This window comes from Pseudomonas sp. LABIM340, assembly GCF_040017195.2.
GTDB lineage: Bacteria > Pseudomonadota > Gammaproteobacteria > Pseudomonadales > Pseudomonadaceae > Pseudomonas.
This window is the reverse complement of record NZ_CM200227.1, coordinates 1,120,734-1,145,286: the sequence shown is the minus strand read 5'-3', so window position 1 is coordinate 1,145,286 and position 24,553 is coordinate 1,120,734. Positions and strand designations below refer to the sequence as shown.

The following is a 24,553-nucleotide window of genomic DNA, read 5'->3' as shown; positions in this document are numbered from 1 at the left end:
AGGATCATCGAGCGGCCTCCCAGCCAGGCAATGTCGAACCAGGTCTGACAGTGTGCGTCAGGCAAAGCTCCAAAAAACCCCATTGCACGGCGGCCTCCTGCCGGAATCCCTGACTGTGCGATCCGCCGCTCAAAGCAGGACCACGTCGTACTGCTCCTGGGAATACATGGCCTCGACCTGGAACTTGATGGGGCGACCGATGAACAGCTCCAGGTCCGCGACATTACCCGACTCCTCGTCGAGCAGGCGATCCACCACCTTCTGATTGGCCAGCACCAGATAGGAATTGGCCTGGTAGGCCCGAGCCTCGCGAAGAATCTCGCGGAATATCTCGTAGCAGATGGTTTCGGCAGTCTTCAGCATGCCGCGCCCCTGGCAGCTCGGGCAGGGCTCGCAGAGCACCTGCACCAGGCTTTCGCGGGTGCGCTTGCGGGTCATCTGCACCAGGCCCAGCTCGGTGATGCCGATGATGTTGGTCTTGGCATGGTCACGCTCGAGCTGCTTCTCCAGGGTCCGCAGGACCTGGCGGCGGTGCTCCTCGTCTTCCATGTCGATGAAGTCGATGATGATGATCCCGCCCAGGTTGCGCAGGCGCAGCTGGCGGGCGATGGCAGTGGCCGCCTCGAGGTTGGTCTTGAAGATGGTCTCTTCGAGGTTGCGATGGCCGACGAAGGCGCCGGTGTTCACGTCGATGGTAGTCATCGCCTCGGTCGGGTCGATGATCAGGTAGCCGCCGGACTTGAGCAGCACCTTGCGCTCCAGCGCCTTCTGCACCTCGTCCTCGACCCCGTAGAGGTCGAAGATCGGCCGCTCGCCCGGGTAGTGCTCCAGGCGGTCGGCGATTTCCGGCATCAGTTCTTCGACGAACTGCGTGATCTTCTGGAAGTTTTCCCGGGAATCGACACGGATCTTCTCGATGCGCGGATTCACCAGGTCGCGCAGGGTGCGCAGGGCCAGGGAAAGGTCTTCGTAGATCATTGTCGGCGCGCCGACGGTCTGGATCTGCGCGTCGATCTGGTCCCACAGGCGGCGCAGGTAGCGGATATCGGCGAGGATCTCGTCTTCACCCGCACCCTCGGCAGCAGTACGCAGGATGAAACCGCCGCGCTCGACGATGCCCTCGGCCTCGACGCACTTGGCGACCACCTGTTTGAGGCGCTCGCGCTCGTGTTCGTCCTCGATCTTCAGGGAAATGCCGACATGGCTGGTGCGCGGCATGTAGACCAGGTAGCGCGAGGGGATCGACAGGTGCGTGGTGAGGCGCGCGCCCTTGGTGCCGATGGGGTCCTTGGTGACCTGCACCACCAGGCTCTGCCCTTCGTGGACCAGCGCGCCGATGCTTTCCACGGCGCTGCCCTCGCGGGTGGAAATCTCCGCGGCGTGGATGAAGGCCGCGCGCTCCAGGCCGACGTCGACGAAGGCCGCCTGCATGCCGGGAAGCACGCGCACGACCTTGCCCTTGTAGATATTGCCGACGATCCCGCGGCGCAGCGTGCGCTCGACGTGGACCTCCTGCAGGACGCCGTTCTCCACCACCGCCACGCGCGATTCCATCGGCGTGATATTGATCAGGATCTCTTCGCTCATGCGCCCTTCCTTATCGCGCCCGGAGTCGTGCCAGCGCTATTTTCCGATCAAGACTGCCAGCTGGGGATGGAGAAGTCAGCCAGCAATGCCGAGGTTTCGCAAAGAGGCAGGCCGACCACGGCGCTGTAGCTGCCCTCGACGCGGCTGACGAACACCGCCGCAAGCCCCTGGATAGCATAGCCACCGGCTTTATCCTGGGGTTCGCCGGTTTCCCAATAGCGCTCGGCTTCCTCGGCGGAGACCGCACGGAAGGCCACGCGACTGCTGACCACGCGCGCCTCGCAGCGATCCCGGTCAGCCACTGCCACGGCGGTCAGAACTTCGTGCTCGCGGCCGGACAGGGCCTGCAGCATGGCCAGGGCGTCGTCGCGGTCCACCGGCTTGCCGAGGATGCGGCCGTCCAGCACCACGGCGGTATCGGCGCCGAGCACGCAGACGTCGGCGCGCTGGGCGAGGAAATTCAGTCCGGCCAGTGCCTTGCCGCGCGCCAGGCGCTCGACATAGGCATGCGCCGACTCGCCGGACTCGGGCGTTTCATCGATGGACGCGGGCACTATGTGGAACGGCAGGCCGATCTGGGTGAGCAGCTCGCGGCGACGCGGCGAACTGGAGGCGAGGTACAGCTGGGCCATCAGAGACTCCGAAGCGGGCCCGCGAAACGCGGGCCCGGCGATTCCCCCGCAAGGGGGCGATCAGTTGATGTTCAGGCGCAGCCGCAGGGCCCGCAGCAGTGTGTAGACCCAGGGCCAGAGCAAGGCGCTGACCAGAGCCGGCAGGAGGAACACCAGGGTAGGCGGGCGGTTGCCGGTCAGGGCGCTGATCCACAACTGGACCAGCTGGGCAAGACCGTAGACCACCAGCAACACCAAGCATTGCTGCCAGATGGGGAACATGCGCAGGCGCTGATGCAGCGACAGCACCAGACAGATGATCAGGCTGAGGATCAGGGCGTTCTGCCCCAGCAGGCTGCCGTAGAGCACGTCTTCGGCGACGCCGAACACCCAGGCGGTCAGCATGCCGACCTTGTGCGGCAGGTAGAGCACCCAGTAGGTAAGGAACATCGCCAGCCACAGCGGGCGGCCGATCTCCATGAAACTGGGCATCGGCGCCACCGACAGCAGCAACGCCGCCAGCAGGGTGAGCCAGATGGCCCAGCCGTTGTTCGAGCCCTGCGCCGCCATCAGTGACGGGTCCTTGCATCCGGGTGCGATGCCGGGGCACCGGCAGGCGCGGCAGGCGCCGTACCGTTGGTGCCGGCCGGGTGGGCTGGCTGCGCAGAGGGAGCGGCAGGGGCAGCAGGCTGCGTGCCGTCATGCGGCTGGGCTGCCGGGGCGCCCGGTGCAGGCTGAGCCGGAGTGCCCGACTCGGCGGCCTTGCGATCAGCCTCGGCCTGGGCTTCGGCTGCATCGGTAGCGCGCTGTTCGGGGGTACGGCTGTCGCTGAAGACCAGCAGCACGTAGCGGCTGCGGTTCATCTTGGCGGTCGGCACGGCACGGATGGTGGCGAAAGGCCCGCCCGTGTCGTGCAGCACTTCCTTCACCACCGCCACCGGATAGCCGGCCGGGAAACGCTGGCCAAGGCCGGAGCTCACCAGCAGGTCGCCTTCCTTGATGTCGGCGGTATCGGCGACGTAACGCAGTTCCAGGCGTTCCGGGTTGCCGGTGCCCACGGCAATGGCGCGCAGGCCATTGCGGTTCACCTGCACCGGAATGCTGTGGGTCGTATCGGTCAGCAGCAGCACGCGCGCGGTGTAGGGCATGACCTCGACCACCTGGCCCATCAGGCCGCTGGCATCGAGCACCGGCTGGCCCTGGAACACACCGTCCTTCTCGCCCTTGTCGATCAGGATGCGCTGGGTGAAGGGGTTCGGGTCAACGCCGATCAACTCGCCCACCAGCACCTTGTCGTCGACCAGAGCGGAGGAGTTGAGCAGCTCACGCAGGCGTACGTTCTGTTCGGTGAGGGTGGCCAGCTTCTGCAGGCGGCGCTGCATCAGCAACTGCTCGGCCTTCAGGCGCTCGTTCTCGGCCAGCAGCTCGCTGCGGCTGGTGAACTGGTCGCGCACGCCTTCCCACGCACGAACGGGGAAGTCGGCGATGCCATAGAAGGGACTCAGCACGAGGCCCATCTGGCTGCGTACCGGTTTCAGATAATCGAAGCGGGCATCGACCACCATCAAGGCGACCGACAGGACAGCGAGCACCAGAAGGCGCGCGCCCAGCGAGGGCCCTTTGGAGAATATCGGTTTGATGACCGGCTCCTAGCTGTGCAAGGTCGGTTGAAGTTTCACCAGCGCGGGCGAAACGTCAACCAACCTCCACGTCCAACTTACTCGGTGGACAGCAGGTCCATCGAATGACGGTCCATCATTTCCAGCGCCTTGCCGCCGCCACGGGCGACGCAGGTCAGCGGGTCTTCGGCGACGATCACCGGCAGGCCGGTTTCCTGGGCCAGCAGCTTGTCCAGGTCGCGCAGCAGCGCGCCGCCACCGGTCAGCACCAGACCGCGCTCGGCGATGTCCGAAGCCAGTTCCGGCGGGGATTGTTCCAGGGCGCTCTTGACCGCCTGGACGATGGTCGCCAGGGATTCCTGCAGCGCTTCGAGCACTTCGTTGGAATTCAGGGTGAAGCTGCGCGGTACGCCTTCGGCCAGGTTGCGGCCACGGACGTCGACTTCGCGGACTTCGCCGCCCGGGAAGGCGGTGCCGATTTCCTGCTTGATGCGCTCGGCGGTGGATTCGCCGATCAGGCTGCCGTAGTTGCGGCGCACGTAGGTGACGATGGCTTCGTCGAAGCGGTCGCCGCCGACGCGGACGGATTCGGCATAGACCACGCCGTTGAGGGAGATCAGGGCGATCTCGGTGGTGCCGCCGCCGATGTCGACGACCATGGAACCACGGGCCTCTTCGACCGGCAGGCCGGCGCCGATGGCTGCGGCCATCGGTTCTTCGATCAGGTACACCTCACGGGCGCCAGCGCCCAGGGCCGATTCACGGATGGCGCGGCGTTCCACCTGGGTGGACTTGCACGGCACGCAGATCAGCACGCGCGGGCTGGGCTGCAGGAAGCTGTTCTCGTGAACCTTGTTGATGAAGTACTGCAGCATCTTCTCGCAGACGCTGAAGTCGGCGATCACGCCGTCCTTCATCGGACGAATGGCGGCAATGTTGCCCGGGGTACGGCCCAGCATGCGCTTGGCTTCGGTACCGACCGCTACCACGCTCTTCTGGCTGCCGTGGCTACGAATGGCGACCACGGACGGTTCGTTCAGGACGATGCCGCGCTCGCGCACATAAATAAGGGTATTGGCAGTGCCCAGGTCGATCGACAGATCACTGGAGAACATGCCACGCAGTTTTTTGAACATTGGAAAGAAACCCATAGGTGGCGCGTGGGTGAAAAGTGCGCGGGTAAAAAAGTGCGGCAAACTCTAACAATGACGGGGGTTTTGGGCAAGGCGGCAATTTATGCTAGATTCCTCGTTTTTCGGGCCCGCAGGCCCACCCCAGCGGCCTTCGACCGTCTGCCGCGGGTTCTGTTCCCTGCCCCCTCAATTCCTTCCGGCCAGGTCCAGTTCGAACCGGGCCGCTCTAGCTGGAGACCCCGATGGCGCTTGAACGCTCCGACGTGGAAAAGATCGCCCACCTCGCCCGCCTGGGCCTGGAGGAAGCCGACATTTCGCGCACCACCGACACCCTCAACAACATCCTCGGCCTGATCGACGCCATGCAGGCGGTCGACACCGACGGCGTGGAGCCCCTGGCCCACCCGCTGGAAGCCACGCAGCGCCTGCGCGCCGACGCCGTCACCGAGGAGAACCGCCGCGAAGCCTATCAGGCCATCGCGCCGGCCGTGGAAGACGGCCTGTACCTCGTCCCGAAAGTCATCGAGTAAGCGAGAAGGACACGGACATATGCTGCATCAATTGACCCTCGCCGAAGTCGCCCGCGGACTCGCCGACAAGCAATTCTCCGCCCAGGAACTGGCCACTGCCCTGCTCGCGCGCATCCAGCAGCTCGACCCGCAGCTGAACAGTTTCATCACCGTCACCGAAGAGAACGCTCTGGCCCAGGCCAAGGCGGCCGACGAGCGGCGCGCCAAAGGCGAGACCGGTGCCCTTCTGGGCGCGCCGATCGCCCACAAGGACCTGTTCTGCACCCAGGGCGTGCGCACCAGCTGCGGTTCGAAGATTCTCGACGCCTTCGTCTCGCCCTACGACGCCACCGTCGTCGAGCGCCTGGCGGACGCCGGCACCGTGAGCCTGGGCAAGCTGAACATGGACGAATTCGCCATGGGCTCAGCCAACGAATCCAGCCACTACGGCCCGGTGAAGAACCCCTGGGACACCTCCCGCGTACCGGGCGGTTCCTCCGGTGGCTCCGCCGCCGCCGTGGCCGCGCGCCTGATCCCGGCCGCCACCGGCACCGACACCGGCGGCTCGATCCGCCAGCCGGCGGCGCTGACCAACCTCACCGGCATCAAGCCAACCTACGGCCGCGTATCGCGCTGGGGCATGATCGCCTATGCCTCCAGCCTCGATCAGGGTGGCCCGCTGGCCCGCACTGCCGAGGACTGCGCGCTGATGCTCGGCGCCATGGCCGGCTTCGATCCGAAGGACTCCACCTGCGTCGACCAGCCGGTGGACGACTACCTGGCCGCCCTGGCCAAGCCGCTGACCGGCCTGCGCATCGGCCTGCCGAAGGAATACTTCGGCGCCGGCCTGGACAGCCGTATCGCCGACGCGGTGATGAAGGTGGTCGAGCAGCTCAAGCAGCTCGGCGCGGTGGTCAAGGAGATCTCCCTGCCCAACATGCAGCACGCGATCCCTGCCTATTATGTGATCGCGCCCGCAGAAGCCAGCTCCAACCTGTCGCGCTTCGATGGCGTTCGCTACGGCTACCGCTGCGAAGACCCGAAGGACCTGCAGGACCTGTACAAGCGCTCCCGCGCCGAAGGTTTCGGCGCTGAGGTGAAGAACCGCATCATGGTCGGCACCTACGCACTTTCCGCCGGTTACTACGACGCGTATTACCTGAAGGCTCAGAAAATTCGTCGCCTGATCAAGAACGATTTCACCAATGCCTTCGCCGAAGTCGACGTAATCCTCGGCCCGACCACGCCGAACCCGGCCTGGAAACTGGGCGAGAAGAACAACGACCCGGTCGCCCAGTACCTGGAAGACATCTACACCATCACCGCCAACCTCGCCGGCATTCCGGGCCTGTCCATGCCGGCCGGCTTCGTCGACGGCCTGCCGGTGGGTGTCCAGTTGCTCGCGCCGTACTTCCAGGAAGGCCGCCTGCTCAACGTCGCGCACCAGTACCAACTGGTCAGCGACTGGCACAAACAAGCACCGGCTGGATTCTGAGGACGATACACATGCAATGGGAAACCGTGATCGGGCTGGAAATCCACGCACAGCTCTCCACCCAATCGAAGATCTTCTCCGGTAGCGCCACCACCTTCGGCGCCGCCCCGAACACCCAGGCCAGCCTGGTCGACCTGGCCATGCCCGGCACCCTGCCGGTGCTGAACCAGGAAGCCGTGCGCATGGCCTGCCAGTTCGGCCTGGCGATCAACGCCGAGATTGCCGAGCGCAACGTGTTCGCGCGCAAGAACTACTTCTACCCGGACCTGCCCAAGGGCTACCAGACCAGCCAGATGGACCACCCCATCGTTGGCAAGGGCTTTCTTGACATCACCCTGGAAGACGGCACCGTCAAGCGTGTCGGCATCACCCGCGCGCACCTGGAAGAGGACGCCGGCAAGAGCCTGCACGAAGACTTCCACGGCATGAGCGGCATCGACCTGAACCGCGCCGGTACTCCGCTGCTGGAGATCGTCTCCGAGCCGGATATCCGCAGCGCCAAGGAAGCCGTCGCCTACGTCAAGGCGATCCATGCCATGGTGCGCTACCTGGGCATCTGCGACGGCAACATGGCTGAAGGCTCGCTGCGTTGCGACTGCAACGTCTCGGTACGGCCGAAGGGCCAGGCCGAGTTCGGTACCCGCGCCGAGATCAAGAACGTGAACTCCTTCCGTTTCATCGAGAAGGCGATCAACCACGAAGTGCAGCGCCAGATCGAGTTGATCGAGGACGGCGGCAAGGTCGTGCAGGAAACCCGCCTGTATGACCCGAACAAGGACGAAACGCGCTCCATGCGCAGCAAGGAAGAAGCCAACGACTACCGTTACTTCCCCTGCCCGGACCTGCTGCCGGTGGTGATCGAGCGCGCCTTCCTCGAAGAACTGCGCGGCCAGCTGCCGGAGTTGCCGGACCAGAAGCGCGAGCGCTTCGAGAGCCAGTACGGCCTGTCCGCCTACGACGCCAGCGTGCTGTCCGCCAGCCGCGAGATGGCCGACTACTTCGAACAGGTCCAGGCCATCTGCGCCGACGCCAAGCTGGCGGCCAACTGGGTGATGGGCGAGCTGTCCAGCCTGCTCAACAAGGACGGTCTGGAAATCGAGCAGTCGCCGGTTTCCGCCGAGCACCTGGGCGGCATGATCCTGCGTCTGAAGGATGGCACCATCAACGGCAAGGCAGCCAAGACCGTGTTCGCCGCCATGGCCGAAGGTGAAGGCTCGCCAGACGAGATCATCAAGGCCAAGGACCTGGTGCAGAACACCGATTCGGGCGCCGTCGAGAAGCTGCTGGACGACGTGCTGGCGGCCAACGCCGAGCAGGTCGAACAGTACCGCGCCAGCGACGAAGCCAAGCGCGGCAAGATGTTCGGCTTCTTCGTCGGCCAGGCCATGAAGGCCGCCAAGGGCAAGGCCAACCCGGCACAAGTGAACGAACTGCTGAAGAAGAAGCTCGAAGGCTGAGCCCACACTTCAACGACGCCGGGCTTGCCCGGCGTTTTTTCGTCCGGAGGTTCGATGCTGCGACCCATGGCCCTCATCGGTTGCCTGGCCCTGCTGGCCGGCTGTAGCACCACGTCATATGACAGCGACTCGGAAGTCTCCGGACGCGGTTACCGCGCCGAAGGCACCGCGTCCTATTACGGCAAGGCGCACCACGGCAAGCGCACTGCCAGCGGCGAGCGCTTCAACCAGAACGCCCTGACCGCCGCGCATCGCACCCTGCCCTTCGGCACGCGGGTGCGAGTGACCAACCTCGACAACGGCCGCAGCGTCGTGGTGCGCATCAACGACCGCGGACCATTCGGCCGTGGGCGGATCATCGATGTCTCCAAGGCCGCCGCCGAACAACTCAACATGCTGCGCTCCGGCACCGCGCCGGTGCGCCTGGAAGGTCTCTGAAGGAGCCAGAATGAGCAACGACAACCGCAAGGCCGGCGAGCAGGTCCGCCGCGAAGTAATGGGCGACGCCTTCGTCGACCGCGCGCTGGGCAACGCCACCGAGTTCACCCAGCCACTGCAGGACTTCGTCAACGAGCACGCCTGGGGCGGCGTTTGGAACCGCGAGGGCCTGCCGCTCAAGACCCGCAGCCTGATCACCCTGGCCGCGCTGACCGCGCTCAAGTGCCCGCAGGAGCTGAAAGGCCACGTGCGCGGCGCGCTGAACAACGGCTGCACGGTGGAGGAGATTCGCGAGGCGCTGCTGCATTGCGCGGTTTATGCCGGTGTCCCAGCTGCTATCGATGCATTCCGTGCGGCGCAGGAAGTGATCGACGCGTGGCAGGCGGATCAGAAGGTCTGATTGTCAGCAGCGCCAATAGGCGCTGTTCGCGGGCGTGGCCCGCTCCTACAGGTTGGCACCACAGCAACCGGGAAACGCCGAAGCGCAGCGCCCATTTGTAGGAGCGGGCCATGCCCGCGATCCGTCGGCAGGGCCGACGGTTCTCGCTGCTACGGGTAACTGAACCGCTTCACCAGGGTCAGTTCGCCCGGCTGGCGCATCGGGATCAGGAAGGACTCCTGCTTCTCGTTCACCGTCCCCTCCTCCGTGACTATGGTCACCTGCGCCGTGGTCAGCGGCTTGGCCGCATTCACGTCGCCGGAGCTGTCATCGGAACTCCAGCCACCGCCGTAGTAGTTCACGTAGACCAGGTACTGACCCTTGAGCGGAGTCGGGCTGGCGATGATTTCCGGGCCGTAGCCGGTGGTCACGTCGACGTCCTGGGCGGCGCCGTTGGGCAGCGAGCGGTTGCCGTACCAGACGTGCCCGCCATCGGGCGTTACCAGGTGCAGGTCGAGGTCGGTGTTGTCCGAGTCCCAGGACAGCATGACCCGCAGCTTGGCCGCTACCTCGCCACCGCCGCCGCCGTGGTAGAACTGCACGCGCTTGCGCTGCTGGCCGTCCGGGCTGACGACTTCGACACTATTGGAGCCCGCCGGGAAGGCGAACGGCCGGTCGAACTTGCCGTCGCTCTCGACCCGCATCGGCATGGCCACACCGTTGACCACCAGGCGCGCCGGCTCCTTGCTGTCCTTGGGCAAGCCACGGATTTCACCGCGGATGCGCGCGGTATCGGACTGGTCCTCCCGCGAGTTCACCGAGGACGCCGGGTAGTTCACCGTCTGCCGGAAATCGGCCTTGTCACCGTCGCCCGAGCGCCAGCCGCCCAGCGGAGTATCCAGGCTGATCGGCGATTCGGCGGCCTGCGCACCCAGCGGGATCAGGCTGGCGAGCAGGGACAGGCGGAGCGCGTGGGCGAGTTTCATGCTGATCATTCCAGTATCAGGCGACGGGCCAGGTTTTCCACGTAGCCCTCGTCTTGTCCATTGGGGTGCGCCTGGAAGGCCAGGTGCAGGTATTCATGAGCCAGGTCGAGGCGGTCCTGCTGGGAGTACAGGCCGCGCACGTAGATGCGTTGGCGTTCGCGGTCGACGTAGGGCCGGCCACTGCTCAGGCGGCACACGGCGAAGGACTGCAGTTCCTCATAGCCCGCCTCGGTTTCCAGGCGCGGGCGCCAGTCGCGGCGCTGCGCCTTCAGCCAGCGCTCGGCCTCAGGCAGTGGCTGGCAGGCGGCGGTCGGGTTGCTCCAGCGGCTCAGACTGGTGCGTGGGAAAGCGCGGGCGAGAATCGCGTCATAGCGCAGGCCCTTGGCGGCTTGCTCCTGGGCGTCGCGCCAGGACAGCTTCGACTGCCCCGCCTCGTCCGAATGGTAAGTGACGGTGCCGCCAGCCAGCACCAGATCGGCGGTCCAGGCCGCGATGCCGCGCGCCGCCTCGCTGGCCGGGCGCGGCGCCACACGCTGGCGCTGGCTGCTGTCGTCGATGCTCAGGCAATCACCGCGCGGCGCGCCGTTCTGCAACAGGTAGGTGCGGATGGTCACCGCCAGCGCCTTGGCCGCTTCCGGCGGCGTCGCGGAGGCCTCGCGGTCAAGCACGCGGGCGACGTATTCCTCGCGGGACAGGCGGGCCGTCAGGCGCGGCCCCTGCGCATCACGCTCGAGAAAAAGGTCGCCGCTGCTGTTCACGTCGAGTCGAACGCCATTGGTGAACAATACATTCTGCCGGCCCGCCAGCAGGCCTTCGGCGGCGGGCTGATTGCGCGCGTCGTAGACCTCTTTCAGCGGGTAACGGCTGAACAGCCCGACTTCCACGCAGCGCCCCGGATCGCTGGGCCACGGCGCCGGCAGCGCGGCACCGATGGCATTACCGTACTTGGCCAGCACTGTCTTGCTGGTGCCCGGCCCGCGCGCCCAGAGCGGCGTGCCGTCGACCAGCCAACCGGCGAAGCCGCCCTCGCGCTTGCCACCTTCGTCCCAGCTCCAGGTCTTGATTCGCAGCCGTCCGCCCAGGGCAGCCGGTGTGCGGCCCTCGTCGGCGGCCAGGCTGACATCGAGCAGCACCTTGCGCGCCTGCTCCTGGGCCGGCAGGTGCTGCAGTTGATCGAGCAGTTCGGCGACCGGCACTTCGGTCTGTGGCGCCAGCTTGTCCAGCTGGGCGATCCACTCTGGCGCATGGCGTGACTGCCAGTACTGGCGCCAGACCGTGCCGTCGATACCCAGGCGCTGCGGCTGGAAGTACAGGCCGCAGGACTTCACCAGCGCGGCGTCGCGCTCAATGCTCTGCCCTGCCGTGCAGCAATACACCTCTTCCTTGCTTTCACCGCGGCACGAGTAGGCCGGCTCCTGCTGGCCAGTGTCGTTGAGCCACGCATAGACGAACAGCTTCCACAGGCTGCCCAGCGGAGCATGCAGGTCGGCCGGCAATGGCTGGCGATCGAGCACTTGCTGCGGCCCGAGTCGCAGCAGTTCGTCGCCCTGCGCGGTGCGCCAGGCCAGCTGCGCCGACTCTTGCGAGCCGGGCGCCGCAAGGGCACTCAGCGGCAACAGCAGGATCAGCCCGGCCAGACGCGCGCGCATCGATTACTGAACCTTGATCTTCGCCAGGGCCGGCTGCTGCTCCAGCGCCTGCTCCTGCGGCGCATAGAGGCGCTGGTAGCGCGCTGGCGGCAGGACGAACTCGCCCTTCTGCGAGAAGCGGACCAGATGGCGGAAGCGCAGTTCGCCGCCGAGGGTGTCCACCGGCACGCCGTAGAACAGGTCACCCGGCTCGTTGCGTGCGCGCTCCAGGCTGGTCGCCTCGACGCCGCCCAGGCCGCTGATCTGCAAGCCCCAGGTGGTGCGCTCGACGTCCGCGCCCGGCGGCAGTGGCACTTCCAGCATGCCGTAGCGCAAGGCTTGCGCCTGCTCGGTGGTCAGGGTCACTTCGTCCAGGTACAGCTCGTCGCTGGACAGCGGCTTGTCACCCAGTTCCTCGGCGCTGAAGGCGAAGGCGTCCTCGCCCGGCACCAGCCGCAGCAGGCGGCGCTTGATGGTCACCGGCAGCTGGCTGGCCGGCGCTTCGGCGCTGCGGAAGGTCACGGAAGCGTTGAGCGGACGCGCAGGCGCGGCGCTCAGGTCCAGCTGCGCAGGCACGTCCTTGCCCTGCCATTGCCAGAAGGCATCGCCGGTGGTGCTGTGGCTTTCCTTCCAGTCCGCGACCGGCTTGGGCAGCTCGGCAGCCGGGGCATCGGCCACGGCGCGCTGCATCCAGGTCAGCGCCAGGGCACGTTCGACAGTGGATTGCTGCGGCGCCAGGCTCTGCAGCAGTGCGCGGGCACGGCTGGCATCGACGGTACCGATGTAGAGCTGCACGGCACGGGCGAATGGCTGGTCGCTGGTGTTCAGCTTCAGGCGCGCGCCATCCAGTTGCCTGGCGAACCCGGACGGCAGCGCAACCTTGTTCTGCTCGGCCAGGCTGGCCGTCAGCACGCGGGCCACTGCCAGGCCCAGCTCGGAGTCCGGCTGGCCCATGACCAGGCTGTCGTCGCTGTCGAAGTCGTTCACCGACTTCTCCGCCTCGCCGTTGCCGGCGTTCTCCAGATCGGTGAGCAGACCGCTGACCAGGGTCTGCACCGGCAACTTCATGTCGCGGGCGAAGGCCAGGATCAGCGCGCGCTGCAGCAGCGGCGTGGCGCTGGCGCGTGCGGAGTACAGCTCCAGTACGCGCTGCCAGTGGTCCGGCGGCAGCTGGATTTCCAGCGCGCGGCTGGCGTGCCAGTCGGCGTAGTAGGCATAAGCGGTGAGGAAGGCGTCGTAGTCTTCGCCGCCCCACCAGGTGAAGTAGGCGTCCGGGCCGGCCATCTGCACCAGGCGCAGGCGGCTGGTCTGCATGATCAGGCGCAGGCGATCGCGCACACGCGGCTCGCCGTTGGCCAGCATCGGGTAGGCAACGCTCAGCGGCAGCAGCTGGCTGGCGGTCTGCTCGACGCCACCCCAGGGGTAGTCGAGCAGCGAGTCGAGGTTGCCGCGCAGCAGGGCCTGGGCGCTGTCATCCAGGCGCAGGCTGACGTCGCGGGCGTCCGCCGGCAGCTGCAGCGGGGTGTTCTGCGCGTTGACCTGCAGCGGCCTGGACTGCAGCACCTGCCAGCTGTCCGCCACGAGGCTGAAGTGCACGCCGATGCTGTCGCGCACCTGGCCATCCTGGCGCAGCTCGACGCTCCAGTCGCCATCGCTGAGGGGCTGTTGCGGCAGGGCGATGTAGTTGACGCCACGCTTGAGCTCCAGCGCCTGGGTCTTCTCCGCGCCGTTGGCACGGATCAGCAGCTCGGCCTTGGTGTCCTGCTCGCCCTGGTTGAAGACGAACAGGCCGAGGTCCGGCGCATCGCCCGTGCGGAAGCGCTTCGGGCCGCTCCACTTGAGGTACAGCGGTTTCTCGGAGCGGATGAACTGCTTCTTCTGGCCGACCTGCCCCTGATCATCCATGGCACGGGCAGTGATGCGCCAGCGTGTCAGGGAGTCGGGCATGCGGAACTTGAACTGAGCCTTGCCGTTGGCGTCGGTGACCAACTCCGGCTCCCAGGCTGCGGTGTCGACTTCCTCGCGGCGCGGGCGCTCCAACACCTTCACGCCGCGCTCGCTGCGATTGGCGCGACCGGGCGCGCTGGGCGTGCCGGGCAGTGCCACGTCGTAGCTGATGAACGCGAGGCTGGCACTGGTGCGCACGTTGTTGCGGCGCGGGTGGTAGAAGAACTGGTCGATACCCGGAGCGATCTCCGGCTGCAGCGCATAGATCATCTCGTCCACCACACTCACGGTGAGGTGACTGGAGACAGGCTTGCCGGCGTAGGCGGTGTCGAGGTTGACGGTGACCGTCTCGCCCGGTTCGTAGCGTTCCTTGTCGGTGCTGACGGCGATCTCCACCTGCGGCACGGCGACCTTGATGCCGGCGTTCTGGAAGCTGTAGTCGCCGCTGCGGGTGTAGAGCACGGAGAAGGTGAGGTTCGGCGAGAACTCGGCCGTCACCGGAATGCGGGCGCGGTACTGGGTCGGGTTGAGCTTTTCCAGCTTCAGCCAGTCGCCGCCCTTGGACAGCAGTGCAGTGGCCTCGACCTTGTCGCGCTCCAGCGACAGCAGCGCGTCGTCCACGGGTTCGGGGAAGGTGATCAGCGCCAGCGCTTCTTCACCGGCCTGGTACTCGGCCTTGTCGAGGACGATTTCCACGGTGCCGGGCACGGCCTTCACGCCGTCGCCGCTGACCGAGTGGCCGGTGCCACCGAGCAGCTGGCCGGCCTTGTCGCGCAGCTCGACGCTGTAGGTGCCGGGCTTGTCGAAGGTGATGGCGAACTTGCCGTCGGCCACCGCGCCGTCGCCACTGCTGCGGTCTTCCAGGCGCAGCCAGCGGAAGGCGGTCGGCTGGATCTGGGTCTGCTGTTCGGCGGCGTAGCTGAACTCGACCTTGTCACCGGCGGCGCTGAAGCGCTGCGGCGCGCTCACCCGGTAACGCGCGGCGCCACGTTCGATGAGGATTTCCTTGCTGGTCTTCACGCGGTACGCGGCGCCATCGCTGGCGAACACGGTGAGCATGTAGCGGCTAGGCTTTTCCGCCGCCGGCAGGTCCAGCGCGGCGCGGCCCTGGGCGTCGGTGGTGATCTGTGCGCTGGTCAGCTCCACGGGGAACTGGCCGAGGTACTGCAGTTCATTGTCCACCATGGACAGCTGCTGGGCGCGCAGGCTCAGCTCCAGGCGGGCATTGGCCACCGGCTTGCCGTCCGGGTAGAGCAGGATCAGGTTGCCCTTCACCGGCTCGCCGGTCTTGAAGTCCGGCTTGGCCAGGTCGAGGGAAATCTCGAAGTGCGGCTTGATGTACTCGGCGACGCGGAAGGCGCTGCTGTAGGTCTGGTCGCGGTAGTCGAAACGCAGCTCGTAGCCGCCGGCGACGGCATTGGCCGGCAGCTGGAAGCGGCCGTTGGTGCCGCTCTTGGCGTCGTACTTGAGGTCGAGGGTCTGCAGCGTGGTGCCGGCGGCGTCGATCACCGACAGGCGCAGCGGCGCGCTCTGCGGCGACTGCGATTCACGGGAGTTCTTGAACTCGCGGCCGACGATCTTCAGCGACACCCAGTCGCCCGGACGGTACAGCGGGCGGTCGGTGAAGGCGTAGAGTTTGGTGTCGTAGATTTCGCTGTCGTAATAGAAGTTCTCGGAGACGAAGACGCCGCCCTCCTCGTCCTCGCCGATCACGAAGGAGCGCTCGGGGCTGACGTGCTGCAGGCGCAGCAGGCCGTCGGCATCGCTGCTGCCGCTGCTCATCACGCCCAGGCCATCGGTCCACAGCACCTTGGCGCCACCGACCGGGGTGCCTTCATGCTTGCGCGCGGTCCACACCAGTAGCTCATTGCCGGCGATCTTGCTCACCGCAACGCTGTTGGAGACGAACACCACGGTGGTCGCACGGTACTTGCCGACCAGCGCTTCGACCAGATAAAGGCCGGGCTTCAGCTTGCCCAGCGGCACATACACGTTGCCCGGCGCGACGTTGATGAACTCGCTGGAAGAGCCGGCCAGGCTGACTCCCTTCGGCGGCTGGATCGGTTTGGCGTCCCACAATGGATAGCGGAACTGGCTGACCATGGGCAGGCCGGGAATCGGCGCGTACTGCGGCTGCGCGTCATAAGGCGTCGGCGCGCGCATGGCATTGCCCATCTTCAGCTCGGGCACCACCTCGGTGACCTGCTGGCGCGACTCGTAGGAGAAGGTCCGCTGCATCACCCGACGCGACTTGCGGTACCAGTTGTCCCACAGGTAAGCCAAGGTGTTGGACAGGCCCTCGCCCTTGAACTGCCCTTCGGACAGCACGCGGTGCAGGTTCTTCTGACGCTTGAGGAAGTCCAGCGGCTGGTCGATGCGGTAGACGCGGATGTCCGCGCCACCGTAGGGCTCCATGCGGTAGCGGCGGTAGTCGCGGCCCGGCGCTTCGAGACGCACCTTGGCCACCTCGTCGGAAGCGAAGCTGGTGTCGGCGAGCAGGAAGAACGACTCACCGGCCATGGGCGTGTAGCCGCTCGCCGGGACGTCGTCGTCCGCCTGCACGATCGCGGGCGCGGCGGCGAACAGGCCGGCGCAGGCCAGGGCAGCGGCCATGCCGCGCAGCGCGTTCATCGGGTCAGGAAGGACAAGCGATAGACGCCGATAAAGTTGGGATTGGATTCGTCGGGTATCCATCGGGTGTCCTTCCATGTCATGAGTTGTTGCAGGCTGACCGAGCGCATGCCGTTGTCGGTCGCCGTACGAGTGCCGGTGTGATAAGCGATGTCGCGGCCCATCCAGATCATCAGATGCTGGTCATCGCCCTGGTCGAAGAACATCAGGTCGCCGGGGCGCGCCTGGTTGAGGTCGCGGCCAACGAGCTGGCTGTTGTATTGAATGAGTTTGATCGCGTTGACGTAGGGGCCGGTCTTGCCGCCGCCCTGCTGCCAGGTCTGCGCGAGATTGCGCTGCGCGTCGGACAGCTCCAGCTCCGGCGGCAGGTAGCGGTTGGACATGCCGTTGGCGCGCAGCCACTTGGCATCGTGCACCTTCAGCGCCTCGTTGGCGGCGAAGCGCACGAGGCCCGCGCAGTCCTGCTGGTACCAGCGCGGGTTCGGCCCGCGGCGCAGCTGCTCCTCGGTGATGCGCACGAACCAGGCGCGGAACACCTGGGTCTGCTGCGCATCCAGCGCCGGCTCCGTTGCGTGCGCCAGCGTGGCGACCAGCAGACCGGCCAGCAGGATAAGGGGATTGCGGATCACAGCGCCTTCCATTCCAGCGGCAGCCACTCCCACTCACCGCTGGGCTCGCTGCCGGCCGGCAGGGTCAGGGCGTAGGAGCCGTTGCCGGCGAGGGTCTTCAGGCGTGGCAGGAGCAGCGTGTCGGCGGCGTTGCGGAATACCGGCTCGATGTCCTGCGGCAGGCTGTCGAGGGTCTCGCGCTGGAGCAGTGCGGACAACGTCTTGGGCGCCAGATACGCGGGCACCAGGGCGTCCTTGGGCAGCACGTCGGCCAGCGGCGGGTAGCGCTTGGCCAGGGTGTTGCGGGCCTTGTCGAGCAGCTTGTCGTCGATGGAGAACAGCAGGGTGTTGCCATCGCGCAGCAGGCTGACGCGGAAGAAGCCGTTGCCGCTGACCTGGTCGGGGTTCTCCGCCTCGCTGGCCGGGTACTGGCCGAAGCGCGAGCTGACCTGGCGCTGCCACAGGCGACCTTCGCCCTCGGTACGACTTTCAACCTCGAAGGCGCCGGCCTCCACATTGGCCTCGTAGGCGCCGATCATGCTGCCGAAGAGCTTGCCCAGTTGCTCGTCCAGCTCGGGGCTGGCGGGCGCGTCGAGCTTTACCGCGAGCAGCGGCGAGTGCAGGCGCGAGTCCGGGTACCAGCACAGGCCGGCGGCGCCGGAGAGATGCTCGGAGAAGGCTGCGGCCATCTTCTGCTCGGCGCCCAGCTTCACCAGCATGTTGTCGTACAGGCCCGGCGTGACCGGCAGCGCGACGCAGGCGCTGGCGCCCATGGGCATGGCCTGCCAGACGGGGGTGAAGTCCAGGTCCGGCTGGCGGGCGACCTCGTTGAGCGCCAGGTAGCTGTGCCAGCCGTCCTTGCCCTGCTCGAAGCGCACGCCGGAGAAAGTCGGGATAAGGCGCTGGTAGCCCATGGCGATGACGCCTGCACCCAGGGTGATGCGCTGTTTCAGCTCGCCGCGCGGCTCCAGGGCAAAGTCCTTGGCGAACAGCGGCTCGCCTTCCAGCGCGGTTCCCAGATCCTTGGCAACGGCGGCATCGGGCTCACCCAGGTTGTCGTAATCCGGGTTGGGAAAGAGCATCTTCGGGTTCGACAGGACCAGCATCTGGTCGCCACGGGAGACGAACAGCAGGGTCTTCTCGGCGCCATAGCGCAGGCTGTAGACCGGCGTGGTGCTGCCCTTCACCTGGATTTCCGCGACCTTCTTCAACTGGCTATCATCGGCCGCGATCCTGGCCAGCGGCTCCAGCACCTTGGCCAGGCCGCCGCGCTTGAGCACCACCATGAAGTCGCGCAGACGGCCATCGGCACCGCGCCACAGGGCAACCTGGGCCGGCTGGTCGAGCAGCTCCTCGATCACACTGTCTTTCAGGGTCAGGTCGTGCTCGTAGACGATGCGCCGCAGGGTGCCAGTCAGGCCCAGGCGGTCGGCGTTGTTCTCGTAGTAGAAGACGAAGTCCTCGGTGAGCACGTCGCGCAGCAGCGGCACTTCCAGCACGGCCTTGGGCAACTGGCTGAGGGAGGCGCTCTCGATCAGCGCGTCGGGGCGCTTGAGGTCGCGGACCACTTCCGGGCTTTCCGGCGCTTCCAGGGTGCCTACCGGTGCGGAATGGAAGGCGGGGATCAGGCCGAAGGCCAAGGCCAGGCCGCCGGCGACCAGCGCGGCGGCGAGCGCGCCGATGGCGATCAGCGGACCACGGCCCGGGGCCTGGGCCGGCGTCGACGAAGGGGTGCTGTCTTGGCTGCTGGAGGGCGTATTGTCGCTCATGGATCGCTTGTCCCGTGTCATCCCTGCGAGGGGCGAATTCAGTAGTTGAAGGTCTTCACCAGCACCAGATCACCGATGGTGCGCATCGGCACCACGAAGGTCTCGCGCTTCTCGTTGACGGTATTTTCGTTGAACACCAGGTTGATCTCGGCGGTGATCACGTCCTGCTCGTGGTTACCCTCCTGGAAGTTGTAACCCTGGCTGGCGTTGTAGTTGCCCCAGTAGTTCACGTAGACCAGGTAGGTACCGTGCAACGGCGCAGCCATGGTGAACATTTCCGGGCCGGGACCGTCGACGCCATCGGGGTCGAGGCCGCCGCCGTTGCTCAGGCGCGGCCGCGCCCAGAAGGCATGCTGGCCGTCGGGCGTGACGATATGCAGGTCAAGCTCGGCCTTGGGGTCGTTCCAGCCCAGCGCCAGGCGAAGACGCGGCGCAACCCGGTGGTTGTTGGCTTCATAGAACTGGATGCGCTTGAGGGATTTTCCCTCGGCGCTGGCCACCTCGACGCTGTTGCTGCCGGCGCCGAAGTTGTACGGACGGACGAACTTGCCTTCGCCGTCGGTATAGAGAGGGAGCGGGTTGCCGTTGACCACCAGGCGCTGGGCGCGGTCGACGCCGGCCACTTCGCGCAGATGGCCTTCGATCAGGCTGCGGCCACGGGAACCGCCCCGGTCGATGGGGGGCGTGGGATAGGCCACGCGGGGCACGCTGGGATCATCGGTCAGGCCCGAATAGCGCCAGCCGGCGGCAGGGCTGGAGAGGTCCGCGCTCGGCTCGGCAGCGACCGCCGCAGCCAGGAGACTGGCTGACAGAAAAAAGACGGCACGAACCATCCGACGCGTGAGCTGCATGAACATTCCTTGATCGTGCATAGCGGGGGGAGCCAAATGTAACCGGTCTTGTCGACGCGCGGAACGGCGTTCGCGCGGCGTTGCGACTCAGGGCGATCTTTCAGAAATTTCCTACAAACTGAATAGCCATTTGCGCAACACCCATTGGAAGAATCTCGACTTCCCCCGAGTCACATCCAGCCGCCCCACTGCAGGACGAAGATACCGATATTGGTAGTCAGCGCCGCCACCAGGGTGGTGATGACGATGATCGACGCCGCCAGTTCATGGTTGCCGTTGGCCGCACGGGCCATGACATAGCTGGCCGCAGCCGTGGGGCTGGCGAAATAGAGGAACAGCACGCCCAGTTCGGCGCCGCGGAAGCCCAATACCCAGGCGACGGAGGTGCAGATCAGCGGCAGCCAGACCATCTTCATCAGGCTCGCGCTGATTGCCAGCCCGCCGCTTTCGCGCAGCGAGGCCAGCGACAGGGTGCCGCCGATACACACCAGCGCCAGCGGCAGGGTCATCTGGGCAAAATAGTCGGCGGAGGTCAGCAGCCACTTCGGCAGGCCGATGCCGAACCAGGAGAACGGCAGCGCCGCCAGTACGCTGATGATCAGCGGATTGCAGATGACGTTGCGGGCAATGCTCAGCGGATCGGACTTCATGCTCGGGCTGTAGATCGCCAGCACCACCGAGGACAGCGTGTTGTAGCAGAGGATCACCAGCGCAGCGAGGACCGAGCCCAGCGCCAGGCCGTGGTCACCGTAGAGGCTGGTGGCCAGCGCCAGACCGATGATGCCGTTGTTGCCGCGGAACGAGCCCTGCACGAAAACGCCGCGCTCCTCGCGGGGCACCCGCCAGGCGGCCCAGCCCCAGGCCAGCAGGAAGCCCGCCAGGGTCGCCGCGCAGAAGTACAGCAGCACTTCCGGGCGCGCCGCGCTGTGCAGGTCGGAGTGGTAGATGCCGAGGAACAGCATCGCCGGCATGGTGGCGTTGAACACCAGCGCCGACGCCGTCTGGATGAACTCCGGATTGATCGCCCCCACGCGGCGCAGCAGCACTCCGAGGAACAGCATGGCGAAGACCGGGGCGGTGATGCTGAAGGTCTGGAGCAGGAGTGCAAGCATGGGACGGGAGGGTCTGGGCGGTGGGGGCGACAATCATAGCAAGCTAAGTACCCACCGCGCCGGGGCAAATCAGGCGTCGGCTGCCTCTTCGCGCACCGGAGCCGGCAGCTCCAGCGGCTTGGGGGCTTCGCCGTCGGCCAGACGGGTCAGCTTGCCGTCCACGGTGGCGCCGTTTTCCATGCTCAGCTGGCGATACTGGATGTTGCCGACCACCCGCGCGTTGGAGTGCAGTTCCAGCAGGTGTTCGACATAGAGGTCGCCGATGATGGTGCCGTCGATCAGCGCGTCGTAGCTGCTGACGTTGCCTTCGATCCGCCCTTCCGCGCTGAGCGCCAGCAGGCTGGCCGCACCGGGCTTGTGGCTGACGTTGCCTTTCACCGTGCCGAGGATCTTCAGGCCATCCTGGAACTGCATGTCGCCGACCAGATCGACATTGCCCGAGAGCAGGCTGGAGAACTTGTCCACCGATACCTGCGGGCCTTTCTTCTTGCTGTTGCTGAACATCGCAATTCCTCGCGCGCACTACTTGCCAGGTTTCTGCTGGCGGAAGAAGGCCAGCTCGGTCTTGAGTTTCTTGATTTCGGCGGACATCGCGTCGATCCGCAGCATCAGTTGTTCGCGGTTGGCGCGCTCCTCTTCGGCTTGCAGACGCTTTTCCTCCAGCTCCTGCGTCAGCTCGGCATTCTGCGCCTCGAGCGCATCGATGCGCTCGCGTAGCTGTCCGTCGTCACGGGCGCGCAATTGCCAGCCACCCAGCGCGAGGGCCGTCAGCACGAGGAGCACCAGCGCCGTCCAGCCCAGCCAGGCGAAGCCACGGGGAACGTGGGGGCGGTGCTCGGCGCGCAGCAACTGGCGGGTGGAGGGGCGTTTAGTCCGTGGCCAGGCCATCGCTGTCGATCTCCATGCCGCCCAGGGAAAGGAAGTTCTGCGGGTCGACGAATTCGCCGTGGTAGAGCACTTCGAAGTGCAGGTGCGGGCCGGTGGAGCGTCCGGTGGAGCCGACCTTGGCGATCTCCTGCCCCGGCAGTACGACGTCGCCAACCTTCACCAGCAGCTTGGAGGCATGGGCGTAGCGGGTCACCAGGCCATTGCCGTGGTCGATCTCGACGCGATTGCCATAGGAAGCGTGGCGGCCGGAAACGATCACCCGGCCACCGGCGGCGGCGTGGATGGGGCTGCCGATAGGCGCCGAGAAGTCCTGGCCGGAATGGAAGGCCAAGTGGCGGTTGAACGGATCGACGCGATTGCCGAAGGGCGAACCCAGGCGCGCCTGCTCCATCGGGCGGCGCGCGGGAATGGCCATGAAATCGGCGTTGCGCCGGGCCACCTGATCCATCAGCAGGTCGAAGACCCGGCGCAGGCACTTGGCCGATTGCTCGTTGCGCTCGAGGTCGGCGGCCGATGCGGGCAGCGGGTCGACGCAGGCCCGAGGCGGCAGCAGGATGCCACCTTCGTTGCGGGTGGAACCTGACTTGCTCTTGGGGGTGGGCACCAGCTCGGGGTCGACCCTGGACAGCTTGCGGGCGATTTCCTCATGGCTGTCGACAGCCTTGAGCAGGTAGTCCGCATCCTTTTCCAGGACCTGCAGGCGGCCGGTCAGCTCGCCGATGCGCTCGGCGGCAAAACGCTCGCCGGACTCATCCGGCGCTTCGTCGGCCTGCGCCACCGGCACCATCACCGGCTCGGTCTGGCCCCGCCCGAGCCACAGCCCGCCAGCGAAGGCGACCGTGGCGAGGACCAGCGATAGACAGGCGGCGCCCAGCACATACCGGCGCGTGTCGACCAGGCGCAGGTCCGAGCGGGTCAGGGCTTGCCGTGAGGGGGAAAGGGATTTCATGGCGGTACCGTTGGAATGCATTCGGCCCGGCGGATGGCCGCCGGGGGTGCACAGGGTACCTGTTCTTGAAAACTTCGCAGCGGCTAAACACTGAAAAATGTAAATAAATAAGAAGAAATCATCCCGTCTGAGAAGACTTTCAGATGTTTCCCACTAACGCGATCACATTATTCCAGTGAATCAAACTGCCACTACGCCGGCAAAACGGACTCGATCTCCTGCAAACGATGCTCGTCCAGGCGCAGTTGGCGCGGGTGGAAGCGCTTCAGGCTGACCCGGTGACCAATGCTGACCAGGGTCACGCCCGGCAGCTGGTCGAGCAGCACCTGATAGAGCGCGGCCTCGTCGGTCTCATCCAGCGCGGAGGTGGCTTCGTCGAGGAACAGCCACTGCGGTGCGTAAAGCAACGCGCGGGCGATGGCCAGGCGCTGCTGCTCGCCCGGGGAGAGCACGCGCTGCCAGTGGTCGGCTTCCTCCAGACGCGGCACCAGGGAATCCAGGCGACACAGGTGCAGCACCTGCTTCAGTTGTTCGGGATCATGACGGTCGCCCGCTTCCGGGTAGCACAGCGCTTCGGCCAGAGTGCCAATGGGCAGGTAGGGTTTCTGCGGGACAAACAGGCTGCGTGCCTCGGGCATCTGCACCACGCCGCTGCCGTAACGCCACAAGCCGCTCATGGCGCGCAGCAGGGTGCTCTTGCCGCCACCGGAGGGGCCGCCGATCAGAACGTGCTCGCCGGAGTTCAACTCCAGGCTGGTGGGTTGCAGCAGTTCGCGGCCGTTGCCCAGGCTCAGGGTGAGGTTGTGCAGTTGCAGGTTGTCGCCGGTCTTGCGCACGTCGATGTTGGCGGACTCGTGCGCTGTCTCGTCCATGGTCTCGCGGAAGCTCAGCAGACGGTCGCAGGTGGCGCGCCAGCTGGCGAGGCTGGCGTAAGCGTCGATGAACCAGCTCAGGCCGTCCTGCACGTTGCCGAAGGCGGAGTTGATCTGCATGAGTTCGCCCAGCTGGATCTGCCCGGAGAAATAGCGCGGTGCGGCGACGATGAAGGGGAACACGGTGGCGATCTGGGCATAACCGGAGCTGAAGAAGGTCAGGCGTTTCTGCACCTTCATCAGCTCCCAGAAGTTGCCCCAGACATTGCGGAAGCGCCCCATCAACCGGTTGCTTTCGTTGGCCTCGCCGTTGTACAGGGCGATGCTCTCGGCGTTCTCGCGCACCCGCACCAGGCCGAAACGCAGATCCGCCTCGTAGCGTTGCTGGCGATTGTTCAGGCCGATCAGGCGGCGTGCGATGAGGTGGGTCAGCCAGCTGCCGACCGCAGCGTAGAGCAGGGCCGCCCAGAACATGTAGCCGGGGATGTTGATGCCGAAGAGTTCGATGCTGCCGGACACGCCCCACAGGATGACCGAGAAGGACACCAGGCTGACGATGTTGCGGATCAGCCCCAGACCAAGGGTCAGGGTGGTGTCGGTGAAGCTGTTGAGGTCTTCGGAAAGACGCTGGTCGGGGTTGTCGGTGTGCCCGCGCTGCTCCAGGCGGTAGTAGTTCTTGTCACCCAGCCAGGCGGCGAAGTGCTTCTCCGTGAGCCAGCGGCGCCAGCGGATGGTGAGCATCTGCGTGAGATACAGCCGGTACACCGCCGTGAGGATGAACACCGCGGCGATGCCGCAGAACATCAGCATCAGGTGGATGAAGCTCTTCAGGTCCTTGTTCTGCAGGGCGTTGTAGAAGTCGCGATACCAGCTGTTGAGCCAGACGCTGAGGGCCACGCCCACCAGCGACAGGGCGATCACCACGATCAGCAGCAGCCAGGCCATGCCCTTCTCTTCGCTGCGCCAGTAGGGCGCGGTGAGTTGCCAGACTCGGTGGAAGAAGCGGCTGCGAACGGCGTCGTTCGCGGCCCGGTATTCGGCGCTGTCGGTCATGGGGTCGGCTCGCACGGCTGGAAATAAAAAG

The 24,553-nt window shown here is 66.2% G+C and carries 21 protein-coding genes; 5 read left to right on the top strand and 16 right to left on the bottom strand.

From position 1 onward, the window contains the following. Nucleotides 1–129 precede the first annotated feature (129 nt). The 5 genes from rng to mreB form a co-directional block, all read right to left on the bottom strand. On the bottom strand, nucleotides 130–1,587 hold the full coding sequence (gene rng, locus ABKS89_RS05520; RefSeq protein WP_045209573.1) for a ribonuclease G: 1,458 nt from the start codon (nucleotides 1,585–1,587) through the stop codon (nucleotides 130–132). Nucleotides 1,588–1,634: 47 nt separating this feature from the next. Further along, nucleotides 1,635–2,219, bottom strand: a complete 585-nt coding sequence (locus ABKS89_RS05515) for a Maf family protein (protein WP_348588057.1) — start codon at nucleotides 2,217–2,219, stop codon at nucleotides 1,635–1,637. 60 nt (nucleotides 2,220–2,279) lie between these two features. Then, nucleotides 2,280–2,768: a rod shape-determining protein MreD gene (mreD, locus tag ABKS89_RS05510; protein ID WP_138212270.1), complete on the bottom strand. Its 489-nt coding sequence runs from the start codon at nucleotides 2,766–2,768 to the stop codon at nucleotides 2,280–2,282. After that, entirely contained in the window at nucleotides 2,768–3,790 is a 1,023-nt protein-coding gene (gene mreC / locus ABKS89_RS05505; protein ID WP_242015293.1) for a rod shape-determining protein MreC, read from the bottom strand. Before mreC ends, mreD begins: the two co-directional genes overlap by 1 nt. A 125-nt stretch (nucleotides 3,791–3,915) precedes the next feature. Then, nucleotides 3,916–4,953: a rod shape-determining protein MreB gene (gene mreB / locus ABKS89_RS05500; protein ID WP_017518164.1), complete on the bottom strand. Its 1,038-nt coding sequence runs from the start codon at nucleotides 4,951–4,953 to the stop codon at nucleotides 3,916–3,918. Nucleotides 4,954–5,192: 239 nt separating this feature from the next. On the opposite strand from mreB, the gene gatC reads away from it, so the two are divergent. Genes gatC through ABKS89_RS05475 form a run of 5 tightly spaced genes read left to right on the top strand, consistent with a single transcriptional unit; the run spans nucleotide 5,193 to nucleotide 9,249 of the window. Continuing rightward, entirely contained in the window at nucleotides 5,193–5,480 is a 288-nt protein-coding gene (gatC, locus tag ABKS89_RS05495; protein WP_015475813.1) for an Asp-tRNA(Asn)/Glu-tRNA(Gln) amidotransferase subunit GatC, read from the top strand. A 19-nt stretch (nucleotides 5,481–5,499) separates the two neighbouring features. Next, nucleotides 5,500–6,954: an Asp-tRNA(Asn)/Glu-tRNA(Gln) amidotransferase subunit GatA gene (gene gatA / locus ABKS89_RS05490; protein WP_138212268.1), complete on the top strand. Its 1,455-nt coding sequence runs from the start codon at nucleotides 5,500–5,502 to the stop codon at nucleotides 6,952–6,954. Between the two features lie 11 nt (nucleotides 6,955–6,965). Beyond that, on the top strand, nucleotides 6,966–8,411 hold the full coding sequence (gene gatB, locus ABKS89_RS05485) for an Asp-tRNA(Asn)/Glu-tRNA(Gln) amidotransferase subunit GatB (protein ID WP_138212267.1): 1,446 nt from the start codon (nucleotides 6,966–6,968) through the stop codon (nucleotides 8,409–8,411). A 54-nt stretch (nucleotides 8,412–8,465) separates the two neighbouring features. Next, nucleotides 8,466–8,849 (top strand): septal ring lytic transglycosylase RlpA family protein, encoded by a 384-nt coding sequence (locus ABKS89_RS05480; RefSeq protein WP_081517440.1) that lies wholly within the window; start codon nucleotides 8,466–8,468, stop codon nucleotides 8,847–8,849. Nucleotides 8,850–8,859: 10 nt separating this feature from the next. Continuing rightward, nucleotides 8,860–9,249 carry a carboxymuconolactone decarboxylase family protein gene (locus ABKS89_RS05475; protein ID WP_138212266.1) on the top strand — a complete coding sequence of 130 codons (390 nt, stop codon included), beginning with the start codon at nucleotides 8,860–8,862 and terminating at the stop codon, nucleotides 9,247–9,249. Between the two features lie 149 nt (nucleotides 9,250–9,398). Here ABKS89_RS05475 and ABKS89_RS05470 read toward each other — a convergent pair whose 3' ends face one another. The 11 genes from ABKS89_RS05470 to ABKS89_RS05420 all read right to left on the bottom strand — a co-directional run bounded on the left by ABKS89_RS05470 (nucleotide 9,399) and on the right by ABKS89_RS05420 (nucleotide 24,522). Continuing rightward, the gene (locus tag ABKS89_RS05470; protein WP_348588058.1) at nucleotides 9,399–10,214 is read right to left on the bottom strand and encodes a YfaP family protein; all 816 of its coding nucleotides are present in this window, start codon (nucleotides 10,212–10,214) and stop codon (nucleotides 9,399–9,401) included. 5 nt (nucleotides 10,215–10,219) lie between these two features. Continuing rightward, nucleotides 10,220–11,863: a DUF2300 domain-containing protein gene (locus tag ABKS89_RS05465; protein ID WP_138212264.1), complete on the bottom strand. Its 1,644-nt coding sequence runs from the start codon at nucleotides 11,861–11,863 to the stop codon at nucleotides 10,220–10,222. A 3-nt stretch (nucleotides 11,864–11,866) separates the two neighbouring features. Beyond that, nucleotides 11,867–16,402 (bottom strand): MG2 domain-containing protein, encoded by a 4,536-nt coding sequence (locus tag ABKS89_RS05460; RefSeq protein ID WP_518300988.1) that lies wholly within the window; start codon nucleotides 16,400–16,402, stop codon nucleotides 11,867–11,869. Between the two features lie 14 nt (nucleotides 16,403–16,416). After that, nucleotides 16,417–17,061: a DUF1175 domain-containing protein gene (locus tag ABKS89_RS05455; protein ID WP_348588060.1), complete on the bottom strand. Its 645-nt coding sequence runs from the start codon at nucleotides 17,059–17,061 to the stop codon at nucleotides 16,417–16,419. After that, entirely contained in the window at nucleotides 17,046–18,797 is a 1,752-nt protein-coding gene (locus tag ABKS89_RS05450; RefSeq protein ID WP_348588061.1) for a DUF2138 domain-containing protein, read from the bottom strand. Before ABKS89_RS05450 ends, ABKS89_RS05455 begins: the two co-directional genes overlap by 16 nt. 38 nt (nucleotides 18,798–18,835) lie before the next feature. Beyond that, nucleotides 18,836–19,630 (bottom strand): YfaP family protein, encoded by a 795-nt coding sequence (locus tag ABKS89_RS05445; RefSeq protein WP_348588179.1) that lies wholly within the window; start codon nucleotides 19,628–19,630, stop codon nucleotides 18,836–18,838. A gap of 188 nt (nucleotides 19,631–19,818) precedes the next feature. Continuing rightward, the gene (locus ABKS89_RS05440; RefSeq protein WP_348588062.1) at nucleotides 19,819–20,760 is read right to left on the bottom strand and encodes an AEC family transporter; all 942 of its coding nucleotides are present in this window, start codon (nucleotides 20,758–20,760) and stop codon (nucleotides 19,819–19,821) included. 69 nt (nucleotides 20,761–20,829) lie between these two features. Then, nucleotides 20,830–21,264 (bottom strand): bactofilin family protein, encoded by a 435-nt coding sequence (locus ABKS89_RS05435; RefSeq protein WP_138212258.1) that lies wholly within the window; start codon nucleotides 21,262–21,264, stop codon nucleotides 20,830–20,832. A gap of 18 nt (nucleotides 21,265–21,282) precedes the next feature. Then, entirely contained in the window at nucleotides 21,283–21,648 is a 366-nt protein-coding gene (locus tag ABKS89_RS05430) for a hypothetical protein (protein ID WP_242015292.1), read from the bottom strand. Beyond that, complete coding sequence (locus ABKS89_RS05425; RefSeq protein WP_192290059.1) at nucleotides 21,629–22,597, bottom strand: M23 family metallopeptidase; 969 nt, start codon at nucleotides 22,595–22,597, stop codon at nucleotides 21,629–21,631. The genes ABKS89_RS05430 and ABKS89_RS05425 overlap by 20 nt, the downstream gene beginning before the upstream one ends. Before the next feature lie 191 nt (nucleotides 22,598–22,788). Further along, nucleotides 22,789–24,522, bottom strand: coding sequence for an ABC transporter ATP-binding protein/permease (locus ABKS89_RS05420; RefSeq protein WP_138212256.1), 1,734 nt, complete (start codon nucleotides 24,520–24,522; stop codon nucleotides 22,789–22,791). Between the last annotated feature and the right edge of the window lie 31 nt (nucleotides 24,523–24,553).

Excerpts from the sequence above, each read along its gene's own strand:
- rng (WP_045209573.1), bottom strand. The coding sequence starts at position 1,587 with ATGAGCGAAGAGATCCTGATCAATATCACGCCGATGGAATCGCGCGTG.
- ABKS89_RS05515 (WP_348588057.1), bottom strand. The coding sequence starts at position 2,219 with ATGGCCCAGCTGTACCTCGCCTCCAGTTCGCCGCGTCGCCGCGAGCTG.
- mreD (WP_138212270.1), bottom strand. The coding sequence starts at position 2,768 with ATGGCGGCGCAGGGCTCGAACAACGGCTGGGCCATCTGGCTCACCCTG.
- mreB (WP_017518164.1), bottom strand. The coding sequence starts at position 4,953 with ATGTTCAAAAAACTGCGTGGCATGTTCTCCAGTGATCTGTCGATCGAC.
- gatC (WP_015475813.1), top strand. The coding sequence starts at position 5,193 with ATGGCGCTTGAACGCTCCGACGTGGAAAAGATCGCCCACCTCGCCCGC.
- gatA (WP_138212268.1), top strand. The coding sequence starts at position 5,500 with ATGCTGCATCAATTGACCCTCGCCGAAGTCGCCCGCGGACTCGCCGAC.
- gatB (WP_138212267.1), top strand. The coding sequence starts at position 6,966 with ATGCAATGGGAAACCGTGATCGGGCTGGAAATCCACGCACAGCTCTCC.
- ABKS89_RS05480 (WP_081517440.1), top strand. The coding sequence starts at position 8,466 with ATGCTGCGACCCATGGCCCTCATCGGTTGCCTGGCCCTGCTGGCCGGC.
- ABKS89_RS05475 (WP_138212266.1), top strand. The coding sequence starts at position 8,860 with ATGAGCAACGACAACCGCAAGGCCGGCGAGCAGGTCCGCCGCGAAGTA.
- ABKS89_RS05470 (WP_348588058.1), bottom strand. The coding sequence starts at position 10,214 with ATGAAACTCGCCCACGCGCTCCGCCTGTCCCTGCTCGCCAGCCTGATC.
- ABKS89_RS05465 (WP_138212264.1), bottom strand. The coding sequence starts at position 11,863 with ATGCGCGCGCGTCTGGCCGGGCTGATCCTGCTGTTGCCGCTGAGTGCC.
- ABKS89_RS05460 (WP_518300988.1), bottom strand. The coding sequence starts at position 16,402 with ATGGCCGCTGCCCTGGCCTGCGCCGGCCTGTTCGCCGCCGCGCCCGCG.
- ABKS89_RS05455 (WP_348588060.1), bottom strand. The coding sequence starts at position 17,061 with ATGGAAGGCGCTGTGATCCGCAATCCCCTTATCCTGCTGGCCGGTCTG.
- ABKS89_RS05450 (WP_348588061.1), bottom strand. The coding sequence starts at position 18,797 with ATGAGCGACAATACGCCCTCCAGCAGCCAAGACAGCACCCCTTCGTCG.
- ABKS89_RS05445 (WP_348588179.1), bottom strand. The coding sequence starts at position 19,630 with ATGGTTCGTGCCGTCTTTTTTCTGTCAGCCAGTCTCCTGGCTGCGGCG.
- ABKS89_RS05440 (WP_348588062.1), bottom strand. The coding sequence starts at position 20,760 with ATGCTTGCACTCCTGCTCCAGACCTTCAGCATCACCGCCCCGGTCTTC.
- ABKS89_RS05435 (WP_138212258.1), bottom strand. The coding sequence starts at position 21,264 with ATGTTCAGCAACAGCAAGAAGAAAGGCCCGCAGGTATCGGTGGACAAG.
- ABKS89_RS05430 (WP_242015292.1), bottom strand. The coding sequence starts at position 21,648 with ATGGCCTGGCCACGGACTAAACGCCCCTCCACCCGCCAGTTGCTGCGC.
- ABKS89_RS05425 (WP_192290059.1), bottom strand. The coding sequence starts at position 22,597 with ATGAAATCCCTTTCCCCCTCACGGCAAGCCCTGACCCGCTCGGACCTG.
- ABKS89_RS05420 (WP_138212256.1), bottom strand. The coding sequence starts at position 24,522 with ATGACCGACAGCGCCGAATACCGGGCCGCGAACGACGCCGTTCGCAGC.